This window comes from Actinorhabdospora filicis (genome assembly GCF_030269765.1).
GTDB lineage: Bacteria > Actinomycetota > Actinomycetes > Mycobacteriales > Micromonosporaceae > Actinorhabdospora > Actinorhabdospora filicis.
In genome coordinates this window covers 813834-836894 of sequence record NZ_BSTX01000004.1, presented here as the reverse complement: position 1 = coordinate 836894, position 23061 = coordinate 813834, and the positions used below count along the sequence as shown (strand labels likewise).

The 23061-nt window shown below is 71.0% G+C and carries 25 protein-coding genes and 1 pseudogene; 13 read left to right on the top strand and 13 right to left on the bottom strand.

Features of this window, described 5'->3' with window-relative positions:
• The first annotated feature begins 302 nt into the window (after window positions 1-302).
• The 3 genes and pseudogenes from QSK10_RS28970 to QSK10_RS28960 all read left to right on the top strand — a co-directional run.
• Entirely contained in the window at window positions 303-1112 is an 810-nt protein-coding gene (locus tag QSK10_RS28970; RefSeq protein ID WP_285666410.1) for a hypothetical protein, read from the top strand.
• A gap of 11 nt (window positions 1113-1123) precedes the next feature.
• Window positions 1124-3040, top strand: a complete 1917-nt coding sequence (locus tag QSK10_RS28965) for a fumarate reductase/succinate dehydrogenase flavoprotein subunit (protein ID WP_285666409.1) — start codon at window positions 1124-1126, stop codon at window positions 3038-3040.
• Window positions 3037-3789 (top strand): annotated as a pseudogene (locus QSK10_RS28960) (succinate dehydrogenase/fumarate reductase iron-sulfur subunit); the annotation flags it as partial. The gene QSK10_RS28965 and the pseudogene QSK10_RS28960, both read left to right, overlap by 4 nt.
• A gap of 64 nt (window positions 3790-3853) precedes the next feature.
• On the opposite strand, the gene purE reads toward QSK10_RS28960, so the two are convergent.
• From purE to QSK10_RS28940, 4 genes are all read right to left on the bottom strand, one after another.
• A complete protein-coding gene (gene purE, locus QSK10_RS28955) occupies window positions 3854-4363 on the bottom strand; it encodes a 5-(carboxyamino)imidazole ribonucleotide mutase (RefSeq protein WP_285666408.1) in 510 nt (169 codons plus the stop codon).
• Window positions 4360-5511, bottom strand: coding sequence for a 5-(carboxyamino)imidazole ribonucleotide synthase (locus tag QSK10_RS28950; protein WP_285666407.1), 1152 nt, complete (start codon window positions 5509-5511; stop codon window positions 4360-4362). Before QSK10_RS28950 ends, purE begins: the two co-directional genes overlap by 4 nt.
• 66 nt (window positions 5512-5577) lie before the next feature.
• Complete coding sequence (locus QSK10_RS28945) at window positions 5578-6405, bottom strand: Ig-like domain-containing protein (protein ID WP_285666405.1); 828 nt, start codon at window positions 6403-6405, stop codon at window positions 5578-5580.
• Window positions 6406-6596: 191 nt separating this feature from the next.
• Window positions 6597-7460, bottom strand: coding sequence for an Ig-like domain-containing protein (locus QSK10_RS28940; protein WP_285666404.1), 864 nt, complete (start codon window positions 7458-7460; stop codon window positions 6597-6599).
• 353 nt (window positions 7461-7813) lie between these two features.
• Between QSK10_RS28940 and QSK10_RS28935 the strand changes: the two genes are divergently transcribed.
• The 6 genes from QSK10_RS28935 (at window position 7814) to QSK10_RS28910 (ending at window position 13593) form a co-directional block, all read left to right on the top strand.
• On the top strand, window positions 7814-10219 hold the full coding sequence (locus QSK10_RS28935; protein ID WP_285666403.1) for a sigma-70 family RNA polymerase sigma factor: 2406 nt from the start codon (window positions 7814-7816) through the stop codon (window positions 10217-10219).
• Window positions 10216-10686, top strand: a complete 471-nt coding sequence (locus QSK10_RS28930) for a GtrA family protein (RefSeq protein ID WP_285666401.1) — start codon at window positions 10216-10218, stop codon at window positions 10684-10686. The genes QSK10_RS28935 and QSK10_RS28930 overlap by 4 nt, the downstream gene beginning before the upstream one ends.
• A gap of 4 nt (window positions 10687-10690) precedes the next feature.
• Complete coding sequence (locus tag QSK10_RS28925) at window positions 10691-11500, top strand: biotin--[acetyl-CoA-carboxylase] ligase (RefSeq protein ID WP_285666399.1); 810 nt, start codon at window positions 10691-10693, stop codon at window positions 11498-11500.
• Window positions 11501-11596: 96 nt separating this feature from the next.
• Entirely contained in the window at window positions 11597-12547 is a 951-nt protein-coding gene (locus QSK10_RS28920; protein WP_285666398.1) for a helix-turn-helix domain-containing protein, read from the top strand.
• Window positions 12538-12921 (top strand): hypothetical protein, encoded by a 384-nt coding sequence (locus QSK10_RS28915; protein WP_285666396.1) that lies wholly within the window; start codon window positions 12538-12540, stop codon window positions 12919-12921. The genes QSK10_RS28920 and QSK10_RS28915 overlap by 10 nt, the downstream gene beginning before the upstream one ends.
• A 132-nt stretch (window positions 12922-13053) precedes the next feature.
• Window positions 13054-13593, top strand: coding sequence for a PH domain-containing protein (locus QSK10_RS28910; RefSeq protein ID WP_285666394.1), 540 nt, complete (start codon window positions 13054-13056; stop codon window positions 13591-13593).
• On the opposite strand, the gene QSK10_RS28905 is transcribed toward QSK10_RS28910, so the two are convergent.
• Both QSK10_RS28905 and QSK10_RS28900 read right to left on the bottom strand, forming a co-directional pair.
• A complete protein-coding gene (locus QSK10_RS28905) occupies window positions 13555-14052 on the bottom strand; it encodes a MaoC/PaaZ C-terminal domain-containing protein (protein ID WP_285666393.1) in 498 nt (165 codons plus the stop codon). The genes QSK10_RS28910 and QSK10_RS28905 overlap by 39 nt on opposite strands.
• Before the next feature lie 3 nt (window positions 14053-14055).
• Complete coding sequence (locus QSK10_RS28900) at window positions 14056-14670, bottom strand: GtrA family protein (RefSeq protein ID WP_285666392.1); 615 nt, start codon at window positions 14668-14670, stop codon at window positions 14056-14058.
• A gap of 289 nt (window positions 14671-14959) precedes the next feature.
• Between QSK10_RS28900 and QSK10_RS28895 the strand changes: the two genes are divergently transcribed.
• Window positions 14960-16477, top strand: coding sequence for an acyl-CoA carboxylase subunit beta (locus tag QSK10_RS28895; RefSeq protein ID WP_285666455.1), 1518 nt, complete (start codon window positions 14960-14962; stop codon window positions 16475-16477).
• 417 nt (window positions 16478-16894) lie between these two features.
• On the opposite strand, the gene QSK10_RS28890 is transcribed toward QSK10_RS28895, so the two are convergent.
• From QSK10_RS28890 to QSK10_RS28880, 3 genes are read right to left on the bottom strand one after another with little or no spacing between them, the layout of a single operon-like run.
• Window positions 16895-17533 carry an N-acetyltransferase gene (locus QSK10_RS28890; protein ID WP_285666391.1) on the bottom strand — a complete coding sequence of 213 codons (639 nt, stop codon included), beginning with the start codon at window positions 17531-17533 and terminating at the stop codon, window positions 16895-16897.
• Window positions 17534-17553: 20 nt separating this feature from the next.
• Complete coding sequence (locus tag QSK10_RS28885; RefSeq protein WP_285666390.1) at window positions 17554-18213, bottom strand: SGNH/GDSL hydrolase family protein; 660 nt, start codon at window positions 18211-18213, stop codon at window positions 17554-17556.
• Window positions 18210-18749, bottom strand: a complete 540-nt coding sequence (locus QSK10_RS28880; protein WP_285666389.1) for a TetR/AcrR family transcriptional regulator — start codon at window positions 18747-18749, stop codon at window positions 18210-18212. Before QSK10_RS28880 ends, QSK10_RS28885 begins: the two co-directional genes overlap by 4 nt.
• Before the next feature lie 332 nt (window positions 18750-19081).
• Between QSK10_RS28880 and QSK10_RS28875 the strand changes: the two genes are divergently transcribed.
• The 3 genes from QSK10_RS28875 to QSK10_RS28865 are packed head-to-tail and all read left to right on the top strand — an operon-like array spanning window position 19082 to window position 20833.
• Window positions 19082-20038: an NYN domain-containing protein gene (locus QSK10_RS28875; protein WP_285666388.1), complete on the top strand. Its 957-nt coding sequence runs from the start codon at window positions 19082-19084 to the stop codon at window positions 20036-20038.
• Window positions 20039-20054: 16 nt separating this feature from the next.
• On the top strand, window positions 20055-20231 hold the full coding sequence (locus QSK10_RS28870) for an acyl-CoA carboxylase subunit epsilon (RefSeq protein WP_285666387.1): 177 nt from the start codon (window positions 20055-20057) through the stop codon (window positions 20229-20231).
• Window positions 20228-20833 carry a Maf family protein gene (locus QSK10_RS28865; RefSeq protein WP_285666386.1) on the top strand — a complete coding sequence of 202 codons (606 nt, stop codon included), beginning with the start codon at window positions 20228-20230 and terminating at the stop codon, window positions 20831-20833. Before QSK10_RS28870 ends, QSK10_RS28865 begins: the two co-directional genes overlap by 4 nt.
• On the opposite strand, the gene QSK10_RS28860 is transcribed toward QSK10_RS28865, so the two are convergent.
• From QSK10_RS28860 to QSK10_RS28845, 4 genes are all read right to left on the bottom strand, one after another.
• Window positions 20830-21561 (bottom strand): ankyrin repeat domain-containing protein, encoded by a 732-nt coding sequence (locus QSK10_RS28860; RefSeq protein WP_285666384.1) that lies wholly within the window; start codon window positions 21559-21561, stop codon window positions 20830-20832. The two genes, QSK10_RS28865 and QSK10_RS28860, sit on opposite strands and share 4 nt — an antisense overlap.
• An 88-nt stretch (window positions 21562-21649) precedes the next feature.
• Window positions 21650-22027, bottom strand: coding sequence for a hypothetical protein (locus QSK10_RS28855; RefSeq protein WP_285666383.1), 378 nt, complete (start codon window positions 22025-22027; stop codon window positions 21650-21652).
• A 69-nt stretch (window positions 22028-22096) separates the two neighbouring features.
• Window positions 22097-22513 (bottom strand): hypothetical protein, encoded by a 417-nt coding sequence (locus QSK10_RS28850; RefSeq protein ID WP_285666382.1) that lies wholly within the window; start codon window positions 22511-22513, stop codon window positions 22097-22099.
• 75 nt (window positions 22514-22588) lie between these two features.
• On the bottom strand, window positions 22589-22957 hold the full coding sequence (locus QSK10_RS28845) for a hypothetical protein (RefSeq protein WP_285666381.1): 369 nt from the start codon (window positions 22955-22957) through the stop codon (window positions 22589-22591).
• Between the last annotated feature and the right edge of the window lie 104 nt (window positions 22958-23061).

The window sequence follows — 23061 nt, the reverse complement described above, 5'->3', positions numbered from 1 at the left end:
CTTTCTCCCACTCGCGGGCGGACGTGGAATCCGGCGAAGCGCGCCGATCGGAAGAAGTGGACGCGCTTGATCAACTTCGTGAGCGAGCTCACCGTCCACGATGGGCTCCGAGGTGCCGATCTGTGACCTGATGGCGCTTCTGCGCCCCGAGTGTGTAAGGCCACACAGCGGTCTGAGTATGCTGCCTGCCACATCTGTAGACAGAGCCTCGGCGTAACCTGTGCACCGGCATGCGAACTATGTCGTTTTCGTCTGGCGGCACTTGCCTGGCTCGCACGAACCGCTCAGGGAGCGTACGAAGGATGACAACAACGGCAACGACGCCGCCTCGTCCGCGGGCGGCGATCGCCGAGCGAACCCTGCGGACGGACCGGTGGTGGCTCGCTCCACTGCTCACGTTCCTCGGACTGGCCGGGTTCCTCGTGTACGCCACGGTCCGGATCTTCGTGAACGACAACTACTGGGTCGAGGAGTTCCACTACCTCGCGCCCTTCTACTCGCCGTGCCTCAGCGAGAGCTGCGCACCGGGGTCGAGCCACTTCCTGGGGCAGCCGTTCCCGCAGCTGCCGTCGTGGATGAGCCCGGCGATGCTGGTGCTGGCGCTGCCGGGCGGGTTCCGGGCGACCTGCTACTACTACCGGAAGTCCTACTACCGGTCCTTCTGGCTGTCGCCGCCGGCGTGCGCGGTGCCCGACGGGCACAAGAAGTACACCGGCGAGACGCGGTTCCCGCTGCTGATCCAGAACGTCCACCGCTACTTCTTCTACGCTGCGGTGCTGGTCGGCCTGGTCCTCACCTATGACGCGGTGATCTCGTTCCACGGCAAGGAGGGCGGCTTCGGCATCGGCCTGGGCTCGCTGATCCTGGTGGTCAACGCGGTGCTGATCTGGGGCTACACGCTCGGCTGCCACTCCTGCCGCAACATCGTCGGCGGGCGCCTGACGCACTTCTCCAAGCACCCGATCCGGTACTGGATGTGGACGCAGGTCGGCAAGCTGAACAAGCGCCACCAGCTGTTCGCGTGGCTGTCGATGTTCTCGGTGGTCATCGCCGACGCCTACGTCTGGATGGTCGCCTCCGGGGCCATCAACGACCTGCGGATCTTCAACTAGGAGCGGCGACCATGACCGACAAAGACATCACACGCCTCTCCTACGACGTGGTCGTCATCGGCGCCGGTGGCGCCGGGCTGCGCGCGGCCATCGAGGCCCGCCTGGCGGGGAAGAAGACCGCGATCATCTCCAAGTCGCTGTTCGGCAAGGCCCACACGGTCATGGCCGAGGGCGGCGCGGCGGCGGCGATGGGGAACGCCAACTCCAACGACAACTGGATGGTCCATTACAAGGACACCATCCGGGGCGGGAAGTTCCTCAACCACTACCGGATGGCCGAGCTGCACGCCAAGGAGGCCCCGGAGCGCATCTGGGAGCTGGAGACCTACGGCGCGCTGTTCGACCGCACCAAGGACGGCAAGATCAGCCAGCGCAACTTCGGCGGGCACGAGTACCCCCGCCTCGCGCACGTCGGCGACCGCACCGGCCTGGAGCTGATCCGCACCCTCCAGCAGAAGATCGTCTCCCTCCAGCAGGAGGACTTCGCCGAGTCCGGCGACTACGAGGCGCGGCTGGCGGTGTTCGCCGAGACCACCATCACCGAGCTGATGCTGACCGACGGCAAGGTCGCCGGGGCCTTCGGCTACCGCCGCGAGGACGGGCAGTTCCTGCTGTTCGAGGCCCCGGCGGTCGTGCTGGCCACCGGCGGCGTCGGCAAGTCCTTCAAGGTCACCTCCAACTCGTGGGAGTACACCGGGGACGGGCACGCGCTGGCCATGCGGGCCGGGGCGAACCTGGTGAACATGGAGTTCCTCCAGTTCCACCCGACCGGCATGGTGTGGCCGCCGTCGGTGAAGGGCATCCTGGTCACCGAGTCGGTTCGCGGTGACGGCGGCGTCCTGCGCAACTCCGAGGGCCGCCGGTTCATGTTCGACTACATCCCCGAGGTCTTCAAGGCGCAGTACGCCACGACCGAGGAGGAGGGCGACCGGTGGTACACCGACCCCGACAACAACAAGCGCCCGCCGGAGCTGCTGCCGCGTGACGAGGTCGCCCGCGCGATCAACTCCGAGGTGAAGGCCGGCCGCGGCTCACCGCACGGCGGCGTGTTCCTGGACGTGTCGACGCGCATGAAGCCCGAGGTCATCATCAAGCGGCTGCCGTCGATGCACCACCAGTTCAAGGAACTGGCCGACGTCGACATCACCAAGGAGCCCATGGAGGTCGGCCCGACCTGCCACTACGTGATGGGCGGCGTCGAGGTCGACCCCGACTCCACGCAGTCGGCGGTGCCCGGGCTGTTCGCCGCGGGCGAGGTCGCCGGCGGCATGCACGGCTCCAACCGGCTGGGCGGCAACTCGCTGTCCGACCTGCTCGTCTTCGGCAAGCGCGCCGGTGAGTACGCCGCGCTCTACGTGGACCAGACCGCCGAGCGTCCCGCCGTCGCGCAGTCCGATGTGGACGCCGCGATGGCGAAGGCGCTGACGCCGCTGGTCGAGGACGCCGAGGGCGGCGAGAACCCCTACACCGTCCAGCACGAGCTCCAGCAGGTCATGAACGACCTGGTCGGCATCATCCGCCGCGCCGACGAACTGGAGGAGGCGCTGGTCAAGATCGCCGAATTCAAGAAGCGCCTGGCCAGCGTCCGCGTGGGCGGCGGCCGCAAGTACAACCCGGGCTGGCACCTGGCGATCGACCTGCACAACATGGTCGTGGTCAGCGAGGCCATCGCCAAGGCGGCCCTGGAGCGCACCGAGAGCCGTGGCGGTCACACCCGCGACGACCACGGAAAGATGGACCCGAACTGGCGCAAGATCAACCTGATCTGCTCCGTCCAGGGCGACGGCGTGTCCCTGCGCCGCCAGCCGGTCCCCACCATGCCCATCGAGCTGCTCGGCCTGTTCGACCGCTCCGAGCTGGCGAAGTACCTCACCGAGGACGAGCTGGCCGCGTTCGACGAGTCCACCAAGGACGGTGAGAAGGAATGACGACACGTCACTTCAGGGTGTGGCGCGGCGACGATCAGGGCGGTGCGCTGACCGACTACGACGTCGAGGTCAACGAGGGCGAGGTCGTGCTCGACATCGTCCACCGCCTGCAGGCGACCCAGGCGCCCGACCTGGCCGTCCGCTGGAACTGCAAGGCCGGCAAGTGCGGCTCGTGCTCGGCCGAGATCAACGGCAAGCCCGGGCTGCTCTGCATGACCCGGATGAACACCTTCGGTCCCGACGAGACCGTGACGGTCACGCCGGTGCGGACCTTCCCGGTGATGCGGGACCTGGTGACCGACGTGTCCTTCAATTACGAGAAGGCGCGCGAGATCCCGGCCTTCGCTCCCCCGGCCGACCTGAAGCCCGGCGAGTACCGGATGCAGCAGGTCGACGTGGAGCGCTCGCAGGAGTTCCGCAAGTGCATCGAGTGCTTCCTGTGCCAGAACACCTGCCACGTGATCCGCGACCACGAGGAGAACAAGGCGGCCTTCGCCGGTCCCCGGTTCTTCATCCGCGCCGCCGAGCTCGACATGCACCCCCTCGACGCGCGCGACGACCGCAAGGAGTTCGCGCAGGAGGAGCAGGGCCTCGGGTTCTGCAACATCACCAAGTGCTGCACCGAGGTGTGTCCCGAGCACATCAAGATCACCGACAACGCGATCATCCCGATGAAGGAGCGCGTGGTCGACCGCAAGTACGACCCGCTGACGTGGCTGGGGCGCAAGATCTTCCGCCGCGACCAGCTGGAGTCGCAGAAGTAGCGAGTGCGCGAAATGGCGCCCCACCACCGTGGGGCGCCATTCTCATGTCCTACTTGTTGCGCAGCGAGTTGCGCAGGTGCGCGTCCTTCTCGGCGACCATGCGCTCCAGGCCGACCTGGTAGTCACGCAGGGCCGCGCGGAGCTTGTCGTCGGCCGCGCCGAGGATGCGCAGGGCGAGCAGGCCGGCGTTCTTCGCGCCGCCGATCGCCATGGTGGCCACGGGGATGCCCGCGGGCATCTGGACGATCGACATGAGCGAGTCCATGCCGTCGAGGTACTTGAGGGCGACGGGGACGCCGATGACCGGCAGGGTGGTCATCGAGGCGACCATGCCGGGCAGGTGCGCGGCCCCTCCGGCGCCGGCGATGATGACGCGCAGTCCGCGGTCGTCGGCGGTGTCGGCGTAGGAGAGCATCCCCTGGGGGGTGCGGTGGGCGGAGACGACACGGACCTCGTAGGGGATGCCGAACTCGTCCAGGACGTCGGCGGCGGGTTGCATGGTGGGCCAGTCGGAGTCGCTGCCCATGATGACGCCCACGATGGGCCGGGTCTCGGTCATGACCCGATGCTCCCATGCCCGTCGCGCAGCCAGGTGGCGGCGCGGGCGGCGCGGGCGCGGGTCTCGGCGAGGTCGGCGCCGAGGGCGGTGACGTGGCCGATCTTGCGTCCGGGGCGGACGGCCTTGCCGTACAGGTGGACCTTCACCGCCGGGTCGGCGGCGTAGAGGTGGTGGAGGCGCTCATCGAGGCGCATGCCGCCGGGTTCGCCGCCGAGGACGTTGGCCATGACGACCACGGGCGCGGCCAGCTCGGTGGCGCCGAGGGGGTAGTCGAGGACGGCGCGCAGGTGCTGCTCGAACTGCGAGGTGCGCGAGCCCTCGATGGTCCAGTGCCCGCTGTTGTGAGGGCGCATGGCCAGCTCGTTGACCAGGAGGCGGCCGTCGCGGGTCTCGAAGAGCTCCACGGCGAGGACGCCGGTGACGCCGAGCTCGCCGGCGAGCCGGATCGCCAGTTCCTGCGCCTCGGTGGCCTTCGCCTCGGCGAGGCCGGGGGCGGGGGCGATGACCTCGACGCAGATGCCGCCGTCCTGGACGGTCTCCACGACCGGCCACGCGGCGACCTGCCCGTAGGGCGAGCGGGCGACGACGGCGGCGAGTTCGCGGGCGAGGTCGACCTTCTCCTCGGCGATGAGGCGGACGCCGGAGGCGAGCACGTCGGCGGCCTCGGCGGGGGTGTCGATGATCCAGACGCCCTTGCCGTCGTATCCGCCGGTGGCGGCCTTGAGGACGCAGGGGGTGCCGAAGGCCTCGATGTCGGCGAGGGACGCCACGGGCGCCCAGCGGGGCACGGGCGCGCCGAGCTCGGTGAGCTTCTCGCGCATGGCGTGCTTGTCCTGGGCGAAGCGGAGGGCCTCGGCGGAGGGCTGGACGTTGACGCCGTCGGCGGCGAGTGCGCGGATGTGGTCGCCGGGGACGTGCTCGTGGTCGAAGGTGACCACGTCGCAGTCCTTGGCGAAGGTGCGCAGGGCGTCGAGGTCGGTGTGGTCGCCGATGTGGACGTCGGCGGCGACGAGCGCGGCCCCGTCGGTCTCGGCGACGGCGAGGACGCGGAGGGACTGCCCGAGGGCGATGGCGGCCTGGTGGGTCATGCGGGCGAGCTGCCCGCCGCCGATCATGCCGACGCGGGGAAGTTGTGTGTGCTGGTCCACGGCGCTAAGAGTAACGAGGCCCGCACCGGGCGGAATCCGGTGCGGGCCTGAGGGTGGTGCGGTGCGTTACACCTCGCGGCGGCGACGCGCCACGAACAGCACGACACCACCGGCGACCAGGACGCCGGCGCCGGTCAGAGCGACCGTGAGAAGCGGCGAACCGGTCTTCGCGAGGCCCTTACCGGGGGTCTTGCTGGGCGAGGGGCTGGGGCTGGTCGAGGGACCGCCACCGGTGCCCTTGGGCTTGACGACGATCTTGACGACCGCGGTGTCGGAGGCCTTGCCGCCGACCGTCACCTTGTAGGTGAAGCCGTCGGGGCCCTCGTAGTCCTTGACGGGGGTGTAGGTGAAGGCCCCGGTCTTCGGGTCGAGGGTGACCGTGCCGTGGGCCGGCTGCACGGTGACCTCGAAGAGGCCGCCGGTGACGTTCTGGTCGTTGGCGGCGACGTTGCCGGTCAGGACCTCGTTGGCCTTGACGGTGAAGTCGAGGTCGTCGTTGGCGACCGGGGGCTCGACCGGGAGGTCGTAGGTGACCGTGATGTCCACGGTCGCGGTGTGTTCGTGGCCGTCGGAGACGGTCACGGTGACGACGGCCGGGCCGGTGCCGGTCTTGTCACCGGTGTAGGTGACCGTACCGGTGGCGATCTTGACCGTGCCGGGGCCGGACTTGATGGACGCCGCCGTGGCGGTGATGTCGTCGTTGTCCGGGTCCTGGCAGTCGAAGTCCGACCAGTTCAGGTCGGCGGTGCCGAGCCAGCGGTCGGACATGGCGGTGCAGGTGGGAGCCCCGTTCTCCTCGTCCGCATAGGCGAGCGCGGGTGCCGCCAGGGACAGAGCGAACGCGGCGCCTGCCACCCCGAGCACACGGGTGACAGAACGTGCGGTGCGGGTCATGCGGGTTCCTCCCCGTAGTCCATTGTGGTGGGGACACGCGATGCGGCCGGAATGGGTTGCGAAGTTTTTTCCAAAAACGCGAGAACCCGGATCGGGTTAACCGATCCGGGTTCTTTTACCGCTCAATTGATCTTGAAAGTCGGTCGACTATTCACCGCTCATTCATGATCGACTTCGCTTTCGCGGTTCCGTCAGACCTGCTCGGCCTTGCGGCGGCGGGTCAGCACCATCGCGCCCGCGCCGAGGACGAGGGCGCCCGCGCCGGCGATCGCCATGGTCTGGACCGGCGAGCCGGTCTTCGGCAGCGGGGTCTTGCCCTTGGCCTGCGGCACGCCGCCCGTGGAGGGCTTGTCGGTGCCGTTGCCGTTGTTGCCGCCGTTGTTGTTGCCGTTGTCGCCGCCGCCGTTGCCGGACGCGGTGATGGTGACCTTGATGGTGCCGGTGACGACCTCTTCGGTCTCCTCGTTCACCACGCCGTACTGGAAGGTGTCGACGCCGGACTCGCCCTTGTTCGCCGTGTAACCGAACGTGCCGTCGGCGGCGAGGGTCGCGTAGCCCTTCGCGGTCTTGCCGTCGTCCACGATGACGACCCAGCCCTTGGGCAGGGTGTCGTTGGCGAGGAGGTTGCCCTTGACGGACTCTCCGGCCTTGACCGTGAAGTCGTCGGCGCCCAGGACCGGCTTGGGCTCCTCGGGCTTCTCGGTGGTGATGACGATGGTCCACTGCGCCTCGGAAACCGGGTCGCCACTGTCCTTCACCTTGGCGGTGATGGTGGTGACGCCCTCCTCGGGCAGGCCGGACACCGACACCCCGGCACCGGCGAAGGTGACCTTGCTGCCGTTGTCGGCGGTCGCGGTCACGACCGAGAGGGCACCGACGCCGCCGGAGCAGGACTTGGTGGCGTCGAAGTCGACGACCTTGCCGTTGCTGGTGGCGGTGTCGCAGTTCAGGGAAGCCGGGTCGGCCATGGCCGTGGCCGGAATCGCCAGTGCCAGCGCGAAGGCCGCCGCCCCCGCTCCGGCGTACCGCAGGGCACGCGGCGCGATGTTCTTCATGCGGTTGTTCTCCGTCCCCGATGACCGGCTTTCGATCATCGAAAGGCGAGAATATGGTGATCATGCAAGGCGCGGCCACCGCGTAATCGGTGCGCTACCAGCGCTTTCCCGCATAATCCGGACGGTGGCGGGCCCCACGTGCGCATAACATTTCGGCGACCTTTCGTCCAAACAGGACCTTTGGGCCGGATGATGATAGTCGCCTAGCCGACTGTCTCGAATGCGCGCCGCGGCCGTGTTCGGGCACATTGTCCCCTAGGCTGTGATGGCCTGGTGACAGGCTGACGACACCCGAGCACGCCCGAGTCTTCTCCCGCAGAGTCTTCCCCGACACCACGAAAGAACGCACGCCGATGGCGACCGCACCGCACCCCGGCGGGGAGCCGCCCACCGACGCCGACAGTCCTCCCGGCGACGCCGAACTCATCATCGCCACCCGTGGCGGTGACACCACGGCGTACGGGGAGCTGTACGCGCGTCACGTTGGCGCTGCCAAGCGCCTGGCCCGCATCCTCGCCAGGGACGGCGCCGAGGCCGACGACCTGGTGTCGGAGACCTTCGCGAAGATGCTCACCACGCTGCGCTCGGGCCGGGGCCCGGACCTGGCGTTCCGCGCCTACCTGCTGACGATGCTGCGGAACACCTTCTACGACCGCGTCCGGCGCGACAAGAAGGTCGAGTACACCGACGACCTCACCCGCCACGACCGCGGCGAGTCCTTTGAGGACCCCGCCATCGCCGGGCTGGACCGCCGTTACGCCGCCCGCGCGTTCAAGCGCCTGCCCGAGCGCTGGCAGATGGTGCTGTGGCACACCGAGGTCGAGGGCGAGTCGCCCAAGGACGTCGCGCGGCTGCTGGGGCTGAGCCCCAACGGCGTCTCCGCGCTCGCCTACCGGGCGCGCGAGCGGCTGCGGCAGGCGTTCCTCCAGGAGCACGCCAACGACACCGCCGATCCCGAGTGCGGCTGGACCGCCGAGCGGCTCGGCGCGCGGGTGCGGGCCGGGCTGTCGCAGCGCGACTCCCAGAAGGTCGACGCGCACCTGGAGTCCTGCACCGCCTGCAAGCTGCTGTTCGTCGAGCTGGGCGAGCTGAACCAGTCGATCCCGAACGTCATCGCGCCCATCTTCCTGGGCACCGCCGCCGTCCCGTACCTGCTGTCGCTGGCCGGGAAGGTCGCCGTCGGCGCGGGCGTCGCCGGGCTGTACGCGCAGTTCGTGAAGTGGTCGGTGACGATCCTCAACCGGATCCGGGAGTTCTTCCAGAGCCCGGCCGGGAAGTGGTCGGCGGCCGGTGGCGGCACCGTCGCCGTGGCCGCCGCCGTCCTGGCGTTCCTGCTGCTGGCCAACGACGCTCCCCCGCCACCGCCCTCGGCGACGCCGGCGAACCCCGCCGCGCCCGCGCCGAACCCGCCCGCCGAGCCCCCGAACGACCCGGCCGAACCCCCGCCGAACCCGCCGGGACCCGACCCGTCCTCGCCGGGGGCGTCCCCGAGCTCGCCCGCGCCCGCGCCTTCGCCGTCGGCGAAGGACTTCGCGATCTTCACCCCCGAGATCGGCAACGACCTGGTCGCCGGTTCGGACGGGACGCTGCCCATCACCATCCGCTCCCCCGAGCGCGCCGACGTCGCCGTCGCCGACGACACCGGTGGGCAGGGCGGCTGGTTCCGCGCCGCATCGGCCGAAGCCGAGGACGTCGTCACGCTGGTCGCCGCCGTCCCCGAGGGCGTCGGCCTGGCCTCCCGCGACGCCGGGGACGGCTGGAGCTGCGCGGTCACCGAGCAGGGCGGCACCACCGCCGGCATCCGCTGCACGCATCCCGCGCTGCGGCCGGGCGGCTCGACCACCGCGCGGCTGCGCCTGGACGTCCCGCGCCAGGTGAGCGGCTTCCAGACGGTCAAGGTCACCGTCGACACCCGCGACCGGCGCGGCGAGGCCGAGCTGCGCGTGGCCATCGCCCCGCAGGGCATGACCACCGCGTTCGCCTCGGTGACCGCCTCGGGCGTCGCCACCACCGGCAACACGCTGCTGACCTGCAAGCACCGGCCCGAGTGCCTCCAGGGTCCCGCCCTCGACAACCACACCCGCCGCATGGTGCCGTGGACCGGTGAGGACCCGGACCTGGCGAGCAGCGGCGCGAAGCTGACGCTGCCCGGCGGCGCGCGCGTGGTGTGGGCGGGGCTGTACTGGACGGCCTCGGCGCGCTCGGTCCCCCGCGAGGTCGTGCTGTCCGGGCCCGGCGGGAAGCACCGCATCGGCGCCGAGCGGACCTGGAGCGGCTCCGAACGCACCGTCACCCAGGCCGGCGCCGAGGTCACCGACCTCATCCGCGGCGGGACGTGGACGGTGTCGGCCGAGGCCGACCAGCTCCCGTACGGCATCACCAACTACGCCGGATGGAGCATCGTGGTCGCCTACGACACCGGACCCGACCGCGAGGTCGCCGTCTACGAGGGCCTCTCGCAGCCGCGCGGCGGAAGCGCGCTCGACCTCCAGATCCGCCACAAGGGCCGCATCCAGGTCGGCATGGTCCTGTGGGACGGCGACCGCTGCCTGACCGGCGACACCGCCACCGTCGGCGACCGCGTCATCGGCACCCCCGGCAACCTCGGGCAGAGCCGGACGCCGGGCTCGGGCGAGGACCACACCTTCGGCGTCGACGCCGTCACCTACGACATCGACGTCCCCGCCGACGAGAACCGCCTGCGGATCGTCACCGGCTGGGACCCCATCGACATCGGCGTCATCGCCACGGCCGCATGAGGCTGCGCAAGCGCCTGCGGGACCTGGCGGCCGAGCTGGGCCGCTTCGGCATCGTGGGCACCTGCGCCTACCTCGTCGACGTCGGCGTGTTCAACCTCGGCATCCTCGCCCTGGACTGGCCGTGGCTGGCCGCCAAGACCGTCTCGACCGTCATCGCGGCGACCCTGGCCTTCCTCGGCAACCGCTTCTGGACCTGGCGGCACCGGCCCCGCTCGCGCCTGCACCTGGAATACGGCCGCTACTTCTTCTTCAACGCGATCGGGCTGGGCATCTCGCTGGCCTGCCTGTGGGCCAACGCTCGCCTGGCCGAGGTGTGGCCGGGCGTGTTCGGCAACCCGCTCGCCGCCAACATCGCGGCGAACCTGGTCGGCGCGGCCCTGGGCACCGCGTTCCGCTTTTACGCCTACCGCCGGTGGGTGTTCACCGCCGACCCCGGCACGAAAGCGGCCATCGACCCGGAACAATGAGTGGATGACGGGACGAGACCCGATCGACGCCGACGCCGTGCGCGCCCGGCTCACCGGGAGCCTCTGGCACGACGTGCGGGCCGTGCCCGCGACCGGCTCCACCAACGCCGACCTGGCCGCCCTCGCGCGCGCCGGAGCGCCCGAGGGCACCGTGCTGAGCGCCGACCGGCAGGACGCCGGGCGCGGCCGTCTCGGGCGCGGCTGGACCTCGCCCTCGGGGGCGGGGCTGGCGGTGAGCGTCCTGCTGCGTCCCACCGTCCCGCCCGCGCGCTTCGGGTGGCTGACGCTGCTGGCGGGCCTGTCGCTGGTGGAGGTCTCCCGCGAGACCGCCGGCGCCGAGGCCTGGCTGAAGTGGCCCAACGACCTGCTGCTGGGGCCAGAGCGGCGCAAGGGCGCCGGGATCCTCGCCGAGATCGCGCCGCCCACCGGCGTCGTGCTCGGCATGGGCCTGAACGTCTCGCTGACCGAGGCCGAACTGCCCCGCGAGGACGCCACGTCGCTGGAGCTGGCCGGGGCGAAGGAGCTGGACCGGACCGTCCTGCTGGCCGCGCTGCTGGACCGCCTGGAGGCCCGCTACCGGGCCTGGTCGGCCGCCGGGGGCGACCCGGAGGTCCTGCTGCCCGGTTACCTGGCCGTGTGCGACACCATCGGCCGTCCCGTGCGCGCCGAACTGCCCGACGGCGGCTCCCTCACCGGCCTCGCCGAGACCGTGGACACCGACGGGCGGCTCGTCATCGCCCACCGGGACGGACGCACGCCCGTGGCCGCCGCCGACGTGGTCCACCTCCGTCCACAAAATACGGTCGACACGTAACGAGTCAGTCTCGGGCGCAACCGGCGACCCGGCAATTCTCGTGATCCTTTGTGAAATGTTCTCCTACCCGCACCGTGGACCCGTTAGGGAGGCGACGTGGCGCATGATCGGGACGGAACACTCGGCCTGGCCGCCGATGAGGAACGGGCCTATCGCGCCCTGATGGACCTGGCCCGCACCGACACCGCGGGCCTGGCCGCCGCCCTCGACATGTCCGCGCCCGACGCCGCCGCCGTCCTGGCCGCCCTCACCGCGCGCGGCCTGGCCCGCATGCACGGCGACGACCAGTACTCCGCCGCGCCGCCCGACACCGCCCTCGGCGCCGTCCTCGCCGACCGCTTCGAGGCCCTCCGCGACGGCTACGACGCCCTGCACGCCCTCGTCCAGGCCTACCGCGACGCCCAGCGCCGCCGCGGCGGCGACGAGGCCGAGACCATCACCGGCGCCGCCGCCCTGCGCTCCCGCATCGACCAGATGCAGCGCCGCGCGACGACGCAGATGCGCACCTTCATCCGCGGGCCGCGCGTCACCGCCCGCAGCGACCTCGCCGTCCATGACGAAGGGCTGGCGCGCGGTGTCCGCTACCGGCAGATCTACGAGAAGACGATGCTGGACCTGCCCGGCCAGGTCGACCGCATCCGCGACCTGACCTCGCGCGGCGAGGAGGTCCGCTTCGCCGCGTCGGTGCCGCTGAAGATCGTCATCGCCGACGACTTCGGCGCGATCATCGGCGAACCCGGCGCCCAGCCCGTCGCCCTCGCCACCGAGCACCCCGCGCTGGTCCTGCTGGCCGCCTCGCTGTTCGAGCAGGTCTGGACCGACGCCGTGCCCGCGCCCCAGTCGCACCCCGACGCCCCCTTCTCCTCCGAGGAGGACCGGATGCTGCTGTCGCTGCTGCTGGCCGGGCTCACCGACCAGACCATCGCCACCCGGCTGGGCGTCGGGCTGCGGACGGTGCAGCGGCGCGTCCGCGACCTCATGGACACCGCCGGGGTCGACACCCGTATCCAGCTCGGCTGGCAGGCGGCGCGGCGGGGATGGGTGTAGGCCGCCACCGGCTCGCCCGGATCGTGGACGGCCTCGGCCACCTCGCCGAGGTCGCCGTCACCGCCGAACCCGCCGCGCAGAACGCGGTGACGCCCGGGCCCGACCCCTACGGCTGGCGGCGGGAGGTCTACGGGCCCTCCGCCCGCGTCACCGGGCCCGACGAGGACCGGATGCTCGCCGAGGCGCTCGAAGGGGCCGCGCTCGCGCTGGCGGCCCTGTCCGGCGGGGGACGCTTCCACGTGACGGTGGTGGAGGTGCTCGACACGCCCGCCGACACCTGCCCGGGCGACGTCCGGGTCGCCGCCGCGCACGCCACGGCCGAGGCCGTCGGCGGCGAGCTCGGCGACGTGTGGTTCACCCGGCCGGGCGCGTGACGCCCGGCACTCGCGCCCCTTTCGTCCCCGCCCCCGCGCATCCCCCGACCGGATGAACACTCCCAGCTGACACGCCCGCTCGGCTGCCCCATTCGCCTTGAGGGGCTAGCCGCCGCAAGGTACCTTGCCGACATGGGCTTCCCGAACAATCTGCTGCAAGAAGACGAGGAACTGGTCCTCCACACCCACCCGCACTGGAAAGAACTAGTGATGCCGGTGGTGTGGTTCGTGCTCATCGGGGCGTTCGGGTCCATCATCCTGCTCGCGCTGCCCGAGTCCTGGGGGTCGATCCCGAAGATGATCGGGTGGGTCATCGTGGTGATCCTGATGCTCTGGCTGGTCGTGACGCCCTACATCCGCTGGGCGACCACGCACTACGTCTTCACCACGCACCGGGTGCTGCTGCGGACCGGGCTGATCACGCGCCGGGGCCGCGACATCCCGCTGGCCCGCATCAACGACGTCTCCTTCGAGCAGGGCGTCCTCGAACGGATGTTCCGTTTCGGCACGCTCGTGGTCGAGTCGGCCGGTGAGCGCGGGCAGCAGGTCCTCAAGGACATGCCGCAGGTGGAGAACGCCCAGTCGACGCTGTACCGCCTGGTCGAGGAGGACCACGACCGGCGCACCGGCGGGCTACCCGACGACGAGCCCCCGACCCTCGTCGAGCGCTGACCTGAACCAGCCGCGGAAGCGGATCCGGAACACTTCTCGGCCCGTCTCGGTGTTGGTGAAGGCACCGGTGAGGACGAGGGTGCCCAGGCCGGGGCGGGCCTTGGACGCGAAGGCGTCCAGGACCTCCACGCGCCCGGACAGCCGGTCGCCCGCGTAGACGGCGCCCGGCCAGCGCATCTCCTCCACGCCCGGCGAGGCGTCGGCGGCGGCGTGTGCGAGGACCCCGTCGACGTAGGCGCGCATGAACAGGGACGCGGTGAACCAGCCGCTGGCGGTGACCGCGCCGAAGGGCCCGTCGGCGGCCAGGCTCGCGTCCAGGTGGTACCACTGCGGGTCGAAGCGCTCGGCGAAGGCGAGCATCTCCTTTTCGTCCACGACGGTCACGCCGAGGTCGAACACGCGTCCGGGGACGAGGTCCTCGAAGTGCCAGACCGGTTCGGTCCCCGACAGCGGCGGCACGGGCTACCGGAGCCGGGAGCTGGGGGTGTTCTTCTCGTCGAGGGCGTCCTCGGCGAGCACGTCGGCGAAAGCGCCGTCCACGGCCTCGGCGGCTTCGGCGGCCTCGTTCTCCGCCACCGCGGGGACGGTGCCGGGCGCGGGCGAGACCGGCGCGGGGTCGTCGGCGACGACGGCGGTCTCACCGGTCTTTCCGGCCTTGAACACGAAGGTCCGGTAGGCCCAGAAACGGAAGACGGTGCCGATGGCGAGGGCGACGAACTTGAAGATGTTCAGGCCGAGGGCGTCGGTCTTGACGTTGAAGTCGAGGATGTAGATCGCGAAGCCCTGGATGCCGGAGTCGATGGCCATCCCGATGAGGTTGAAGACGAAGAAGAGCGTGTACTCGCGCTTCAGGTCCGTCTTCGGCAGGTGCCGGTAGGTCCAGTGCCGGTTGAGGAAATACGACACCGTCGTGGCGACCACGGCGGCGACGAGCGTGGCCTTGATCGCGCCGATCGACAGGATCAGGTTGTACACCGCGAAGGTGATCGCGGTGTTGACCCCGCCGATGAGCCCGAATTTCACGACCTCTTCGGCGAGAGACCGGTACTTGGGCGGCAGCTTTTCCACAAAACGCACCCGGTCACGATACGCGCCTTGTCTGGGCGGTTGCTGACAAAGCTTCAGGGAAGGGAGGGTCGTCACTACGTTCGTAGGGCTGGTCAGGGCCCGAAATCCCACGTCGGGGGCCCGTGGGCGAGGTGTGCGGGTTGAGACGGAGTTGTGACGGAACCGCGACCACGCCGCCGGGACCGGTCGTGATCGGCGACCTCGGTACCATCCGTGCGTGACCGAGGACCCGAAGACCGCCGCGCCTCCAATCGACCTGCACACCACCGCGGGCAAACTCGCCGATCTGCGCGCCCGCATGGACGAGGCCGCGCACGCCGGTTCGGCGCGGGCCGTGGAGAAGCAGCACGCGCGGGGCAAGAAGACCGCGCGGGAGCGGATCGCGATGCTGCTCGACGAGGGCTCCTTCGTCGAGCTCGACGAGCTGGCCCGGCACCGGTCCACGAACTTCGGCATGGACGCCAACCGCCCCTACGGCGACGGCGTGGTCACCGGCTACGGGACCATCGACGGCCGCCAGGTGTGCGTGTTCGCGCAGGACTTCACCGTCTTCGGCGGCTCCCTGGGACAGGTGTTCGGGGAGAAGATCGTCAAGGTCATGGACCTGGCGGTCAAGACCGGCTGCCCGATCATCGGCATCAACGACTCCGGCGGCGCCCGCATCCAGGAGGGCGTGGTCTCCCTCGGCCTGTACGGCGAGATCTTCTTCCGCAACGTGCGCGCCTCGGGCGTGATCCCGCAGATCTCGCTGATCATGGGCCCCTGCGCCGGTGGCGCGGTGTACTCCCCCGCCGTCACCGACTTCACCGTCATGGTCGACCAGACCTCCCACATGTTCATCACCGGTCCCGACGTCATCAAGACCGTCACCGGCGAGGACGTCGGCATGGAGGAGCTGGGCGGCGCGCGCACCCACAACGCGACCTCCGGCAACGCCCACCACCTCGCCGCCGACGAAGAGGACGCCGTCGAGTACGTCAAGCAGCTCCTGTCGTACCTGCCGAGCAACAACCTGGACGCCCCGCAATCCTTCGACGCCGGCACCGACCTGGAGCGCTCGGCGGAGGACCTGGCCCTCGACACGCTCATCCCCGACTCCGCCAACCAGCCCTACGACATGCACACCGTCATCGAGACCGTGCTCGACGAGGGCGAGTTCTGCGAGGTCCAGCCGCTGTTCGCGCAGAACATCATCGTCGGCTTCGGCCGCGTCGACGGGCAGTCGGTGGGCGTGGTCGCCAACCAGCCGATGCACTTCGCGGGCTGCCTGGACATCAACGCCTCCGAGAAGGCCGCGCGGTTCGTGCGCACCTGCGACGCGTTCAACATCCCCGTGCTCACCTTCGTGGACGTGCCCGGGTTCCTGCCCGGCACCGACCAGGAGTGGAACGGCATCATCCGGCGCGGGGCGAAGCTGATCTACGCCTACGCCGAGGCGACCGTCCCGAAGCTGACCGTCATCACCCGCAAGGCCTACGGCGGCGCCTACGACGTCATGGGCTCCAAGCACCTCGGCGCGGACCTGAACCTGGCGTGGCCGACGGCGCAGATCGCGGTCATGGGAGCGCAGGGGGCGGTGAACATCCTGTACCGGCGCGAGCTGGCCGAGGCGGCGGACGTCGACGCGCGGCGGGCGGAGCTGATCACCGACTACGAGGACACCCTCGCCAACCCTTACCTTGCCGCCGAGCGGGGGTACGTGGACGCGGTGATCGAGCCTTCGGCGACGCGGGGGCACGTGGTGCGGGGGTTGCGGGCGCTGCGGACGAAGCGGGAGTCGCTGCCGGCTAAGAAGCACGGGAACATTCCGCTGTAGGCGGGTTGTGAGGAGAGCCGGGGGCGGTGCCCCCGGCTCTTTCTTTTGGGTGGGTGGGGCGTGGGGTGTGTCGTTTTTGCTGCAGCCTGTCGGTGCGAGAGCGCAGGCGCTTCGCCCTGCACCCGACCAGGCGCTTCGCCCTGGACCAGACCAGGGAACTCCGTCCCCTGGACCCCGGAAGTCAAGACACTTCTCCCGAGCCGGAGGCGTCCTTAGTTTTTCGGCACCCGCTTGGGTCGTGGCCGACCGGGTTGGTTGCGCCGCTGCACGCGCGCGTCTTTCTCAGACACGCGGTCAAGACACTTCTCCCCGCGTGGGTGGCCGCTCTCGTGCCTCGGACTGGGCTGCTTCCGGATTGACGCGCCCGGCCGGTGGCCGGGCGCGTCCGCCTGGGGCGTTCGCTTCAGCTTCCGCGTTTCACGGGAACATGAGCAGCTCGGCACCCACCGGCCGGTAGCCGGCCGCCTGGAAGGCGCGCACGCTACGGGCATTGCCGGTGGCCTGCTGCGACCAGACGTGTTCGCCGTCGGGGACGAGATGGCGGGCGGCCAGGGCCAGGGCGCGGCCCAGGCCCTGGTGGCGGGAGTTCTCGTCCACTTCGATGGCGGTCTCCCAGCGGCCGGCGACGCCGCGGCCGAGGAGGACGAGGCCGCCGTCGGCGGCCCAGACGCGGACGCCGTCGCGGCGCTTGTGGGCGGCGGCGACGCGGGGGTGGTCGGGGTCGGTGAGTTCGCGCAGGTCCAGGGGCGGGGCGCCGGGGAGGGAGTCGGCGACGGTCAGCAGGATGACGGTGTCGGTGGTGCGGCCGGTGCGTTCGAGCATCCGGGTCAGGAACAGCGGGTTCATGGCCGCGGCGAGGGCGTCGCAGCCGATGGAGGCCATCGTCTCGCGGACCCAGGCGGGGTCCTCGTCGGTGAAGACGACCGAATGGGCGGTGAAGGCGATGACCCCGGCGTCGCGGGGCGCGGGTTGCGCGACGATCGTGGTGGTGCCGTCGGGGGGTGGGAAGGTCCCGCGGGCGGCGTCGTCGAGGATGTCGGCGAGGGTGGCTGGCATCGTCGTCCTCTCCAGGTGAGTCAGGTCAGGTGCCCGGCGACGAGCCGGGCCCAGTGCCGGTAACCGGCGGCGGAAGGGTGGAAACCGTCCCGGGCGAAGAAGCCGGGTGGGACGGGAAAGGACTCGGCGGAGGGGATCCACTGAGCGTTGGGGCGGGCCGCGCAGACCTCGCGGGCGACGGCGTCGAGGCCCTCGGCGCGGCGGGCGAGATAGCGGCCCAGGGCGCGGGGCAGGCGGGGGAACTCGGCGAAGAGCGGCAGGCCGACGACGGCGACGCGCTCGGCGGGCAGCCCGTCGACGATCGCGGAGAGGTCCTCGCGCCAGTCGCCGGGCGGGCGGCGGGCGAGAACGTCGTTGGTGCCGGCGAGCAGGACCGCGATCGTGGCCGGCGGGACCTCGGGCAGCAGGCGGTGGCGGACGCGGCGGGAGGTCGCGCCGTTGGCGCCGGTGACCGACCACTCGACGCGGTGGCCGCGGGCGGCCAGCGCGGCGGCGAGGGCGCCGGTGAAACCGTTCTCGTGGTCGTCGACGCCGCATCCGGCGGCCGTGGAGTCGCCGAGGACGGCCAGCCGCAGCGGGGCGCCCTCACCGGTCACGCCGGTGCGGGGTCCGGCGGCCTCGGGGAGCTTCTCGGTGCGGGCGCGGACCCACAGGCCCTGCGCGGCGACGAGGGGGTTCACACCGACTTCCGCAGTGCGGTGACGGCGGCCCGGCTGCCCTCGGTGAGGTCGGCGCCGATGGCCTGGAGCATGAAGACGAGCGCGCCGTCGGCGAGGAACCCGGCGAGGGTCTCGTCGGTGGCGCCGGTGGTCTGTGCGACCTCCTCCAGGACTCCGGCGATCAGCGAGCGGCAGCGGGCGGCGATGACCTCGTCGTGGCGCGCGGCGGCCAGGGCCTGGACGAGGAGGCCGGAGAAGACGCCGTCGCGCACGTGCTCGCGGAAACGCGCGCCCATCTCGCCGAAGGGCTCCTCGGTGGCGGCGGTGGCGAAGACGGTCCGGACGCGGTCCTCCAGCTCGTCGAGGCACGCGACGAAGAAGCCCTGCTTGCCGCCGAAGAGGCGGAACACGTAGGGCGGTGAGACCCCGATCTCGGCGGCGACCTGCTGCACGGCGGCGGTGGTCGGGCCGAGATCGGCCAGGACCCGCAGGCCCGCCTCGATGGCGTCGGCGCGGCGGTGGGTGGCGGTGCTGCGCTTGGCGAACTTGGGCGGCATGGGGAGATGATGACAGAAGTAAGTGGTTACTTACATACCGGCCCGGGACGTCCCCGCTACGCAGGCCGTACGTCCCGCCGCCCACCGGCGCATCGACGAACGCGAATCACCCGAGGTCCCGGTCACGCGCACCGGGCCGCTCGTCCGTCACCTGTCGGTACCCGCGCCCGGTTCACGGCGGACGCCCATGCGCGCCTCACCCTCGTGTCCACCTTCTCCGGTAGCGTTTCCCACCGGAACGAAATTGCGCTATATATCCAGCTGGATGGAGCCGCCCGATGTCCCGACTCGACCATGACTGTGGCAGCAAAGCGAGCCGTCGATATTCGATCTTGATAGACGTCGGATATCTCTACGCCGCGGCGGCGGAAGTCCTGTTGGGGGCCACCTCGCGCCGGGAATACAAAGTTGACGCCGAAAAGCTGATCGGCACTTTAATAGCCCGCGCCGCCGAGCGCCTCACCGACGGGGAACTGCTCCGCGTCTACTGGTTCGACGCCGCCCGCGACCGCGTCCCGACGGTCGATCAGCGGGTCATCGCGCAAATGGACTATGTCAAGGTCCGGTTGGGGAACCTGAACTCACGGGGGCAGCAGAAGGGCGTGGACGCCATGATCCGCGCCGATCTTGAGCAGCTGGCGCGGCACCGCGCCATCACCGAGGCGATCCTCCTGGCCGGCGACGAGGACATGGTCCCGGCCGTGGAGATCGCGCAGGCCTACGGCGTCCGCCTGCACCTGTGGGGTGTGGAACCGCCGTACGGCACCAACCAGGCGGAACGGCTGGTGTGGGAGGCCGACACCGTCGAGATCCTCCCGGCCGACTTCTGCCGGTCCTACTTCACCAAGGTCGGCACCGCCGCCGCCGGGACCGCCAAGGTCGCCGCCGCGTCCCAGCCGGCCCCGGTCGTCATCGGCCCGCCGTCCCCGGCCTCGGTCTTCGGGCAGCGGCACTCCGTGGCGGTCACCATGTCGGCCGCCGACGCGTGGGACACCCTGGAGCGCGCCAAGCCGAAACCGACCACCAAAGAGGCCGCCGACCGCAACGCCATCGAGGAGACCGGCGAGTACGTCGCGCACAAGTGGATCCTCACCCGCGGCCGCGACAACATCCAGGACCTGCTGCCCGGGCCGACCCTGCCCACCGTCATCGACAAGGAGCTGCTCGTCGAGGCGGAGAAGACCCTGGGATACTCGCTACGTGATCTGCCCGAGGCGCGCATCTGGGTGCGCGACGGGTTCTGGGACCGGGTCTACCGCGAGTTCGACCACGACGGTAAGCCCTGGTAGCTAGGTGGGAGTGACCATGCAGGTGGTGCGGGGCGCGGTGACGCCCGAGGAACTCGCGGCCGTGTACGTCGTGCTGGCCGCGCGCGCCCGGGCGGGCTCGCCCCCACCACCGGCACCCACCCCCGCCTGGAGCGACCCGGGCCTGCGCCTGGGCGCGGTCCGCAGTTGGCGCGCGAGCGGGCTGCCCCGGTGAGCCGCTTCATCCTGGGCTCGCAGTCCCCGGCCCGGCTGGGCCTGCTGCGCACCGCGGGCTTCGCGCCGGAGGTCATCGTCAGCGGCGTCGACGAGTCCGGCGTGACCGCCCCGACCGTCCCCGCGCTCACGAGGGAACTCGCCCGGCTGAAGGCCGCCGACGTCGCCGCGCGCGTCGAGGGCGAGGCCTATGTCCTGGGCTGCGACTCGCTGCTGGAGCTGGACGGCCGACCCCTCGGCAAACCCGAGGGGGCCGAGGAGGCCGTCGCGCGCTGGAAGTCGATGCGCGGCCGCTCCGGCGTCCTGCACACCGGCCACTGCCTCATCGAGACCGGCACCGGCCGCACGCTGCTGGAGGTGGCCTCCACCACCGTGCGCTTCGCCGACGTCGACGACGCCGAGATCGCCGCGTACGTGGCCACCGGCGAGCCCCTGTGGGTGGCCGGGGCCTTCACCATCGACGGCTACGCCTCGCCCTTCATCGAGGGCATCGACGGCGACCACGGCAACGTCATCGGGGTGTCGCTGCCGCTGCTGCGTCGCATGTTCGCCGAGCTCGGCGTGCCCGTGCACACCCTCTGGGCCGTGCCCGGCGAGGCCTAGGCGCCCGCCGCCCGCAGGATCGCGGCGATCTTCGCCTGGCCCATGCGCTCGGCGTGCGACAGCGGCGTCACGCCGTTCCCGTCGGCCTTGCGCGGGTCGGCGCCACCGGCGATCAGCAGCGACACGATCTGCTGGTAGGCGCCGGAGCCGTCGCCGTAGACGATCGCCTCCAGCAGCCCGGTCCAGCCGAGGTCGTTCACGTGGTCGACGGCGATGCCGGTCTTGAGGACCTCGCGGACGTAGTCGACGTGCCCGCGCTCGCAGGCGGGGATCAGCGAGATGCCGCCGTAGCGGTTGCGGATGGTCAGGTCGGGTTTCGCCGGGAGCAGGGCGTTCATCATGGCCACGCTGCCGGTGACGCCGGTGACCAGCCACGGGGTGTCGTGGCGTCCGTCGAGGGCGTCGGGGTCGGCGCCCGCCGCGACCAGGGCCTTCGCCACGTCCACGTGGTCGAAGGTGGCGGCCAGGAGCAGCGGGGTGCGGCGGTCGCCGTCGCGGGTCTCCAGGTCGGCGCCCGCGGCGATCGCGGCGGTCACGGCGGCGGTGTCGCCGTCGGCGGACGCGGCCAGCAGGCGGCGGCTTGCGGCGGGGCGGGGTTCGGGGCTCTGGGACATGGCGGACGGCTCCTTCGGCGTGGAGGACGCGGCGGGCGGCTGCTGCGCGGAGCAGGCGGCCAGCACGGCCACGGACGGTACTAGCGCCAGGAAGGCGCGGCGTGTGGTGCCCATGCATCCACGGTCGCCGCGCCGGGGCCGTCCGGTGTACACCGATCGGATGACGCGCGGGACGGCGGGCCGCCGCCGCCCCGCGCGCGTTCTAGTGCGTGTTGTCGCAGGTCGCCGCGGTTCCGCTGGCGGCGACGTTGATGCCGCAGATCTGCCAGTGGGCCGCGTCGTGCAGGTCCACGTTCACCAGGGCGTTCCTGCCGCCGGGCGCGGGCTCCGACCGCGAGCTGTTGTCACAGGTGGGCGCGACGAGCGTGTCCGCCACGTTCACCCCGCAGATCTGCCAGTGCGCGGCACCGTGCAGGTCCGCGTTCACCAGGGTCATGCCGCCCACGGGGACGGTCTCGCCCCAGGACGTGACGTAACCGGTGGGCGGCGTGTAGTCCGCGCCCCCGGGGTGGGCCGACGCCGAGACCGGCGCCGCCAGCGCCAGTACTCCGATCGCCGCCGCGATGATGGTGCGCCTCATGGCTCTCCTCTCGTGCCCCGAGACGGCGGGGTCCCACCGGCCGGTGCGGCCGGTGGGACCCGTCGTTGCTTACTTGCTGTGCTTGTGCGTGGTCTTGGTGTTCTTCATCGACGCGCCGACCGGCATGTGGTCGGTGTTCTGGCACTTCTGGACCAGCGAGGGCGAGACGCCGACGTTCTGGCCGCAGATCTGCCAGTGGGCGGCGTCGGAGATGTCGACGTTCGCGATCGACAGGTCGCCGGCGTACGCGCCGGACTGCGGGCCGCCGCCGATGTGGTCGCGGTTGTCGCACACCTGGCTGTAGGACTGCGCGAACACGTTCTGGCCGCAGATCTGCCAGTGCGCGGCGTCCGAGGCGTCGATGTTCACCAGCGACAGGGCGCCGGCGAAGGCGCCGGAGTTCGGGCCGTTGGCGGCGGCGGTGCCGGAGAAGGCGAGGGCCGCGACACCGGCGGCGACGAAAGCGGTCGCGATGGTCTTGCGCATGATCTGTTCTCTCCTAAAGGAAGTCGTTGCTTGTGGGTGCCGGGGCGGGCGAGCCGCCCCGGCGGGAGGCTGAGATCAGCCGTGGCTCTTGTGGTCGCTGTTCAGGCACTGCTGGTCCAGCGACGGGACCACGAACACGTTCTGGCCGCAGATCTGCCAGTGCGCGGCGTCGGAGATGTCGAGGTTGCCCAGCGACTGGTCGCCCGCGAAGGCGCCGGACTGCGGGCCGTCACCGATGTGGTCGCGGTTGTCGCACACCTGGTAGTACGACTGCGTCAGGACGTTCTGGCCGCAGATCTGCCAGTGCGCCGCCGACGAGGCGTCGATGTTGACCAGCGACAGGGCGCCGGCGAACGCGCCCGAGTTGGAGGCCGAGGCCTGGCCGGCGAAGCCGAGAACGGCGACGCCCGCGGCGACGGCGACGGCGGTGAGAGCCTTGCGCATGGAGTTCCCCCTAGTTGATTCGTGCGTAGCGATCGGCCGGAAAGAGGCCGCGAAAAGCACGCCGGACAACCAGCCGCGAAAGAGACGCGACGGACCGACGTGCC

Excerpts from the sequence above, each read along its gene's own strand:
- QSK10_RS28970 (WP_285666410.1), top strand. The coding sequence starts at position 303 with ATGACAACAACGGCAACGACGCCGCCTCGTCCGCGGGCGGCGATCGCC.
- QSK10_RS28965 (WP_285666409.1), top strand. The coding sequence starts at position 1,124 with ATGACCGACAAAGACATCACACGCCTCTCCTACGACGTGGTCGTCATC.
- purE (WP_285666408.1), bottom strand. The coding sequence starts at position 4,363 with ATGACCGAGACCCGGCCCATCGTGGGCGTCATCATGGGCAGCGACTCC.
- QSK10_RS28945 (WP_285666405.1), bottom strand. The coding sequence starts at position 6,405 with ATGACCCGCACCGCACGTTCTGTCACCCGTGTGCTCGGGGTGGCAGGC.
- QSK10_RS28940 (WP_285666404.1), bottom strand. The coding sequence starts at position 7,460 with ATGAAGAACATCGCGCCGCGTGCCCTGCGGTACGCCGGAGCGGGGGCG.
- QSK10_RS28935 (WP_285666403.1), top strand. The coding sequence starts at position 7,814 with ATGGCGACCGCACCGCACCCCGGCGGGGAGCCGCCCACCGACGCCGAC.
- QSK10_RS28930 (WP_285666401.1), top strand. The coding sequence starts at position 10,216 with ATGAGGCTGCGCAAGCGCCTGCGGGACCTGGCGGCCGAGCTGGGCCGC.
- QSK10_RS28925 (WP_285666399.1), top strand. The coding sequence starts at position 10,691 with ATGACGGGACGAGACCCGATCGACGCCGACGCCGTGCGCGCCCGGCTC.
- QSK10_RS28915 (WP_285666396.1), top strand. The coding sequence starts at position 12,538 with ATGGGTGTAGGCCGCCACCGGCTCGCCCGGATCGTGGACGGCCTCGGC.
- QSK10_RS28910 (WP_285666394.1), top strand. The coding sequence starts at position 13,054 with ATGGGCTTCCCGAACAATCTGCTGCAAGAAGACGAGGAACTGGTCCTC.
- QSK10_RS28895 (WP_285666455.1), top strand. The coding sequence starts at position 14,960 with ATGGACGAGGCCGCGCACGCCGGTTCGGCGCGGGCCGTGGAGAAGCAG.
- QSK10_RS28890 (WP_285666391.1), bottom strand. The coding sequence starts at position 17,533 with ATGCCAGCCACCCTCGCCGACATCCTCGACGACGCCGCCCGCGGGACC.
- QSK10_RS28880 (WP_285666389.1), bottom strand. The coding sequence starts at position 18,749 with ATGCCGCCCAAGTTCGCCAAGCGCAGCACCGCCACCCACCGCCGCGCC.
- QSK10_RS28870 (WP_285666387.1), top strand. The coding sequence starts at position 20,055 with ATGCAGGTGGTGCGGGGCGCGGTGACGCCCGAGGAACTCGCGGCCGTG.
- QSK10_RS28860 (WP_285666384.1), bottom strand. The coding sequence starts at position 21,561 with ATGGGCACCACACGCCGCGCCTTCCTGGCGCTAGTACCGTCCGTGGCC.
- QSK10_RS28855 (WP_285666383.1), bottom strand. The coding sequence starts at position 22,027 with ATGAGGCGCACCATCATCGCGGCGGCGATCGGAGTACTGGCGCTGGCG.
- QSK10_RS28850 (WP_285666382.1), bottom strand. The coding sequence starts at position 22,513 with ATGCGCAAGACCATCGCGACCGCTTTCGTCGCCGCCGGTGTCGCGGCC.
- QSK10_RS28845 (WP_285666381.1), bottom strand. The coding sequence starts at position 22,957 with ATGCGCAAGGCTCTCACCGCCGTCGCCGTCGCCGCGGGCGTCGCCGTT.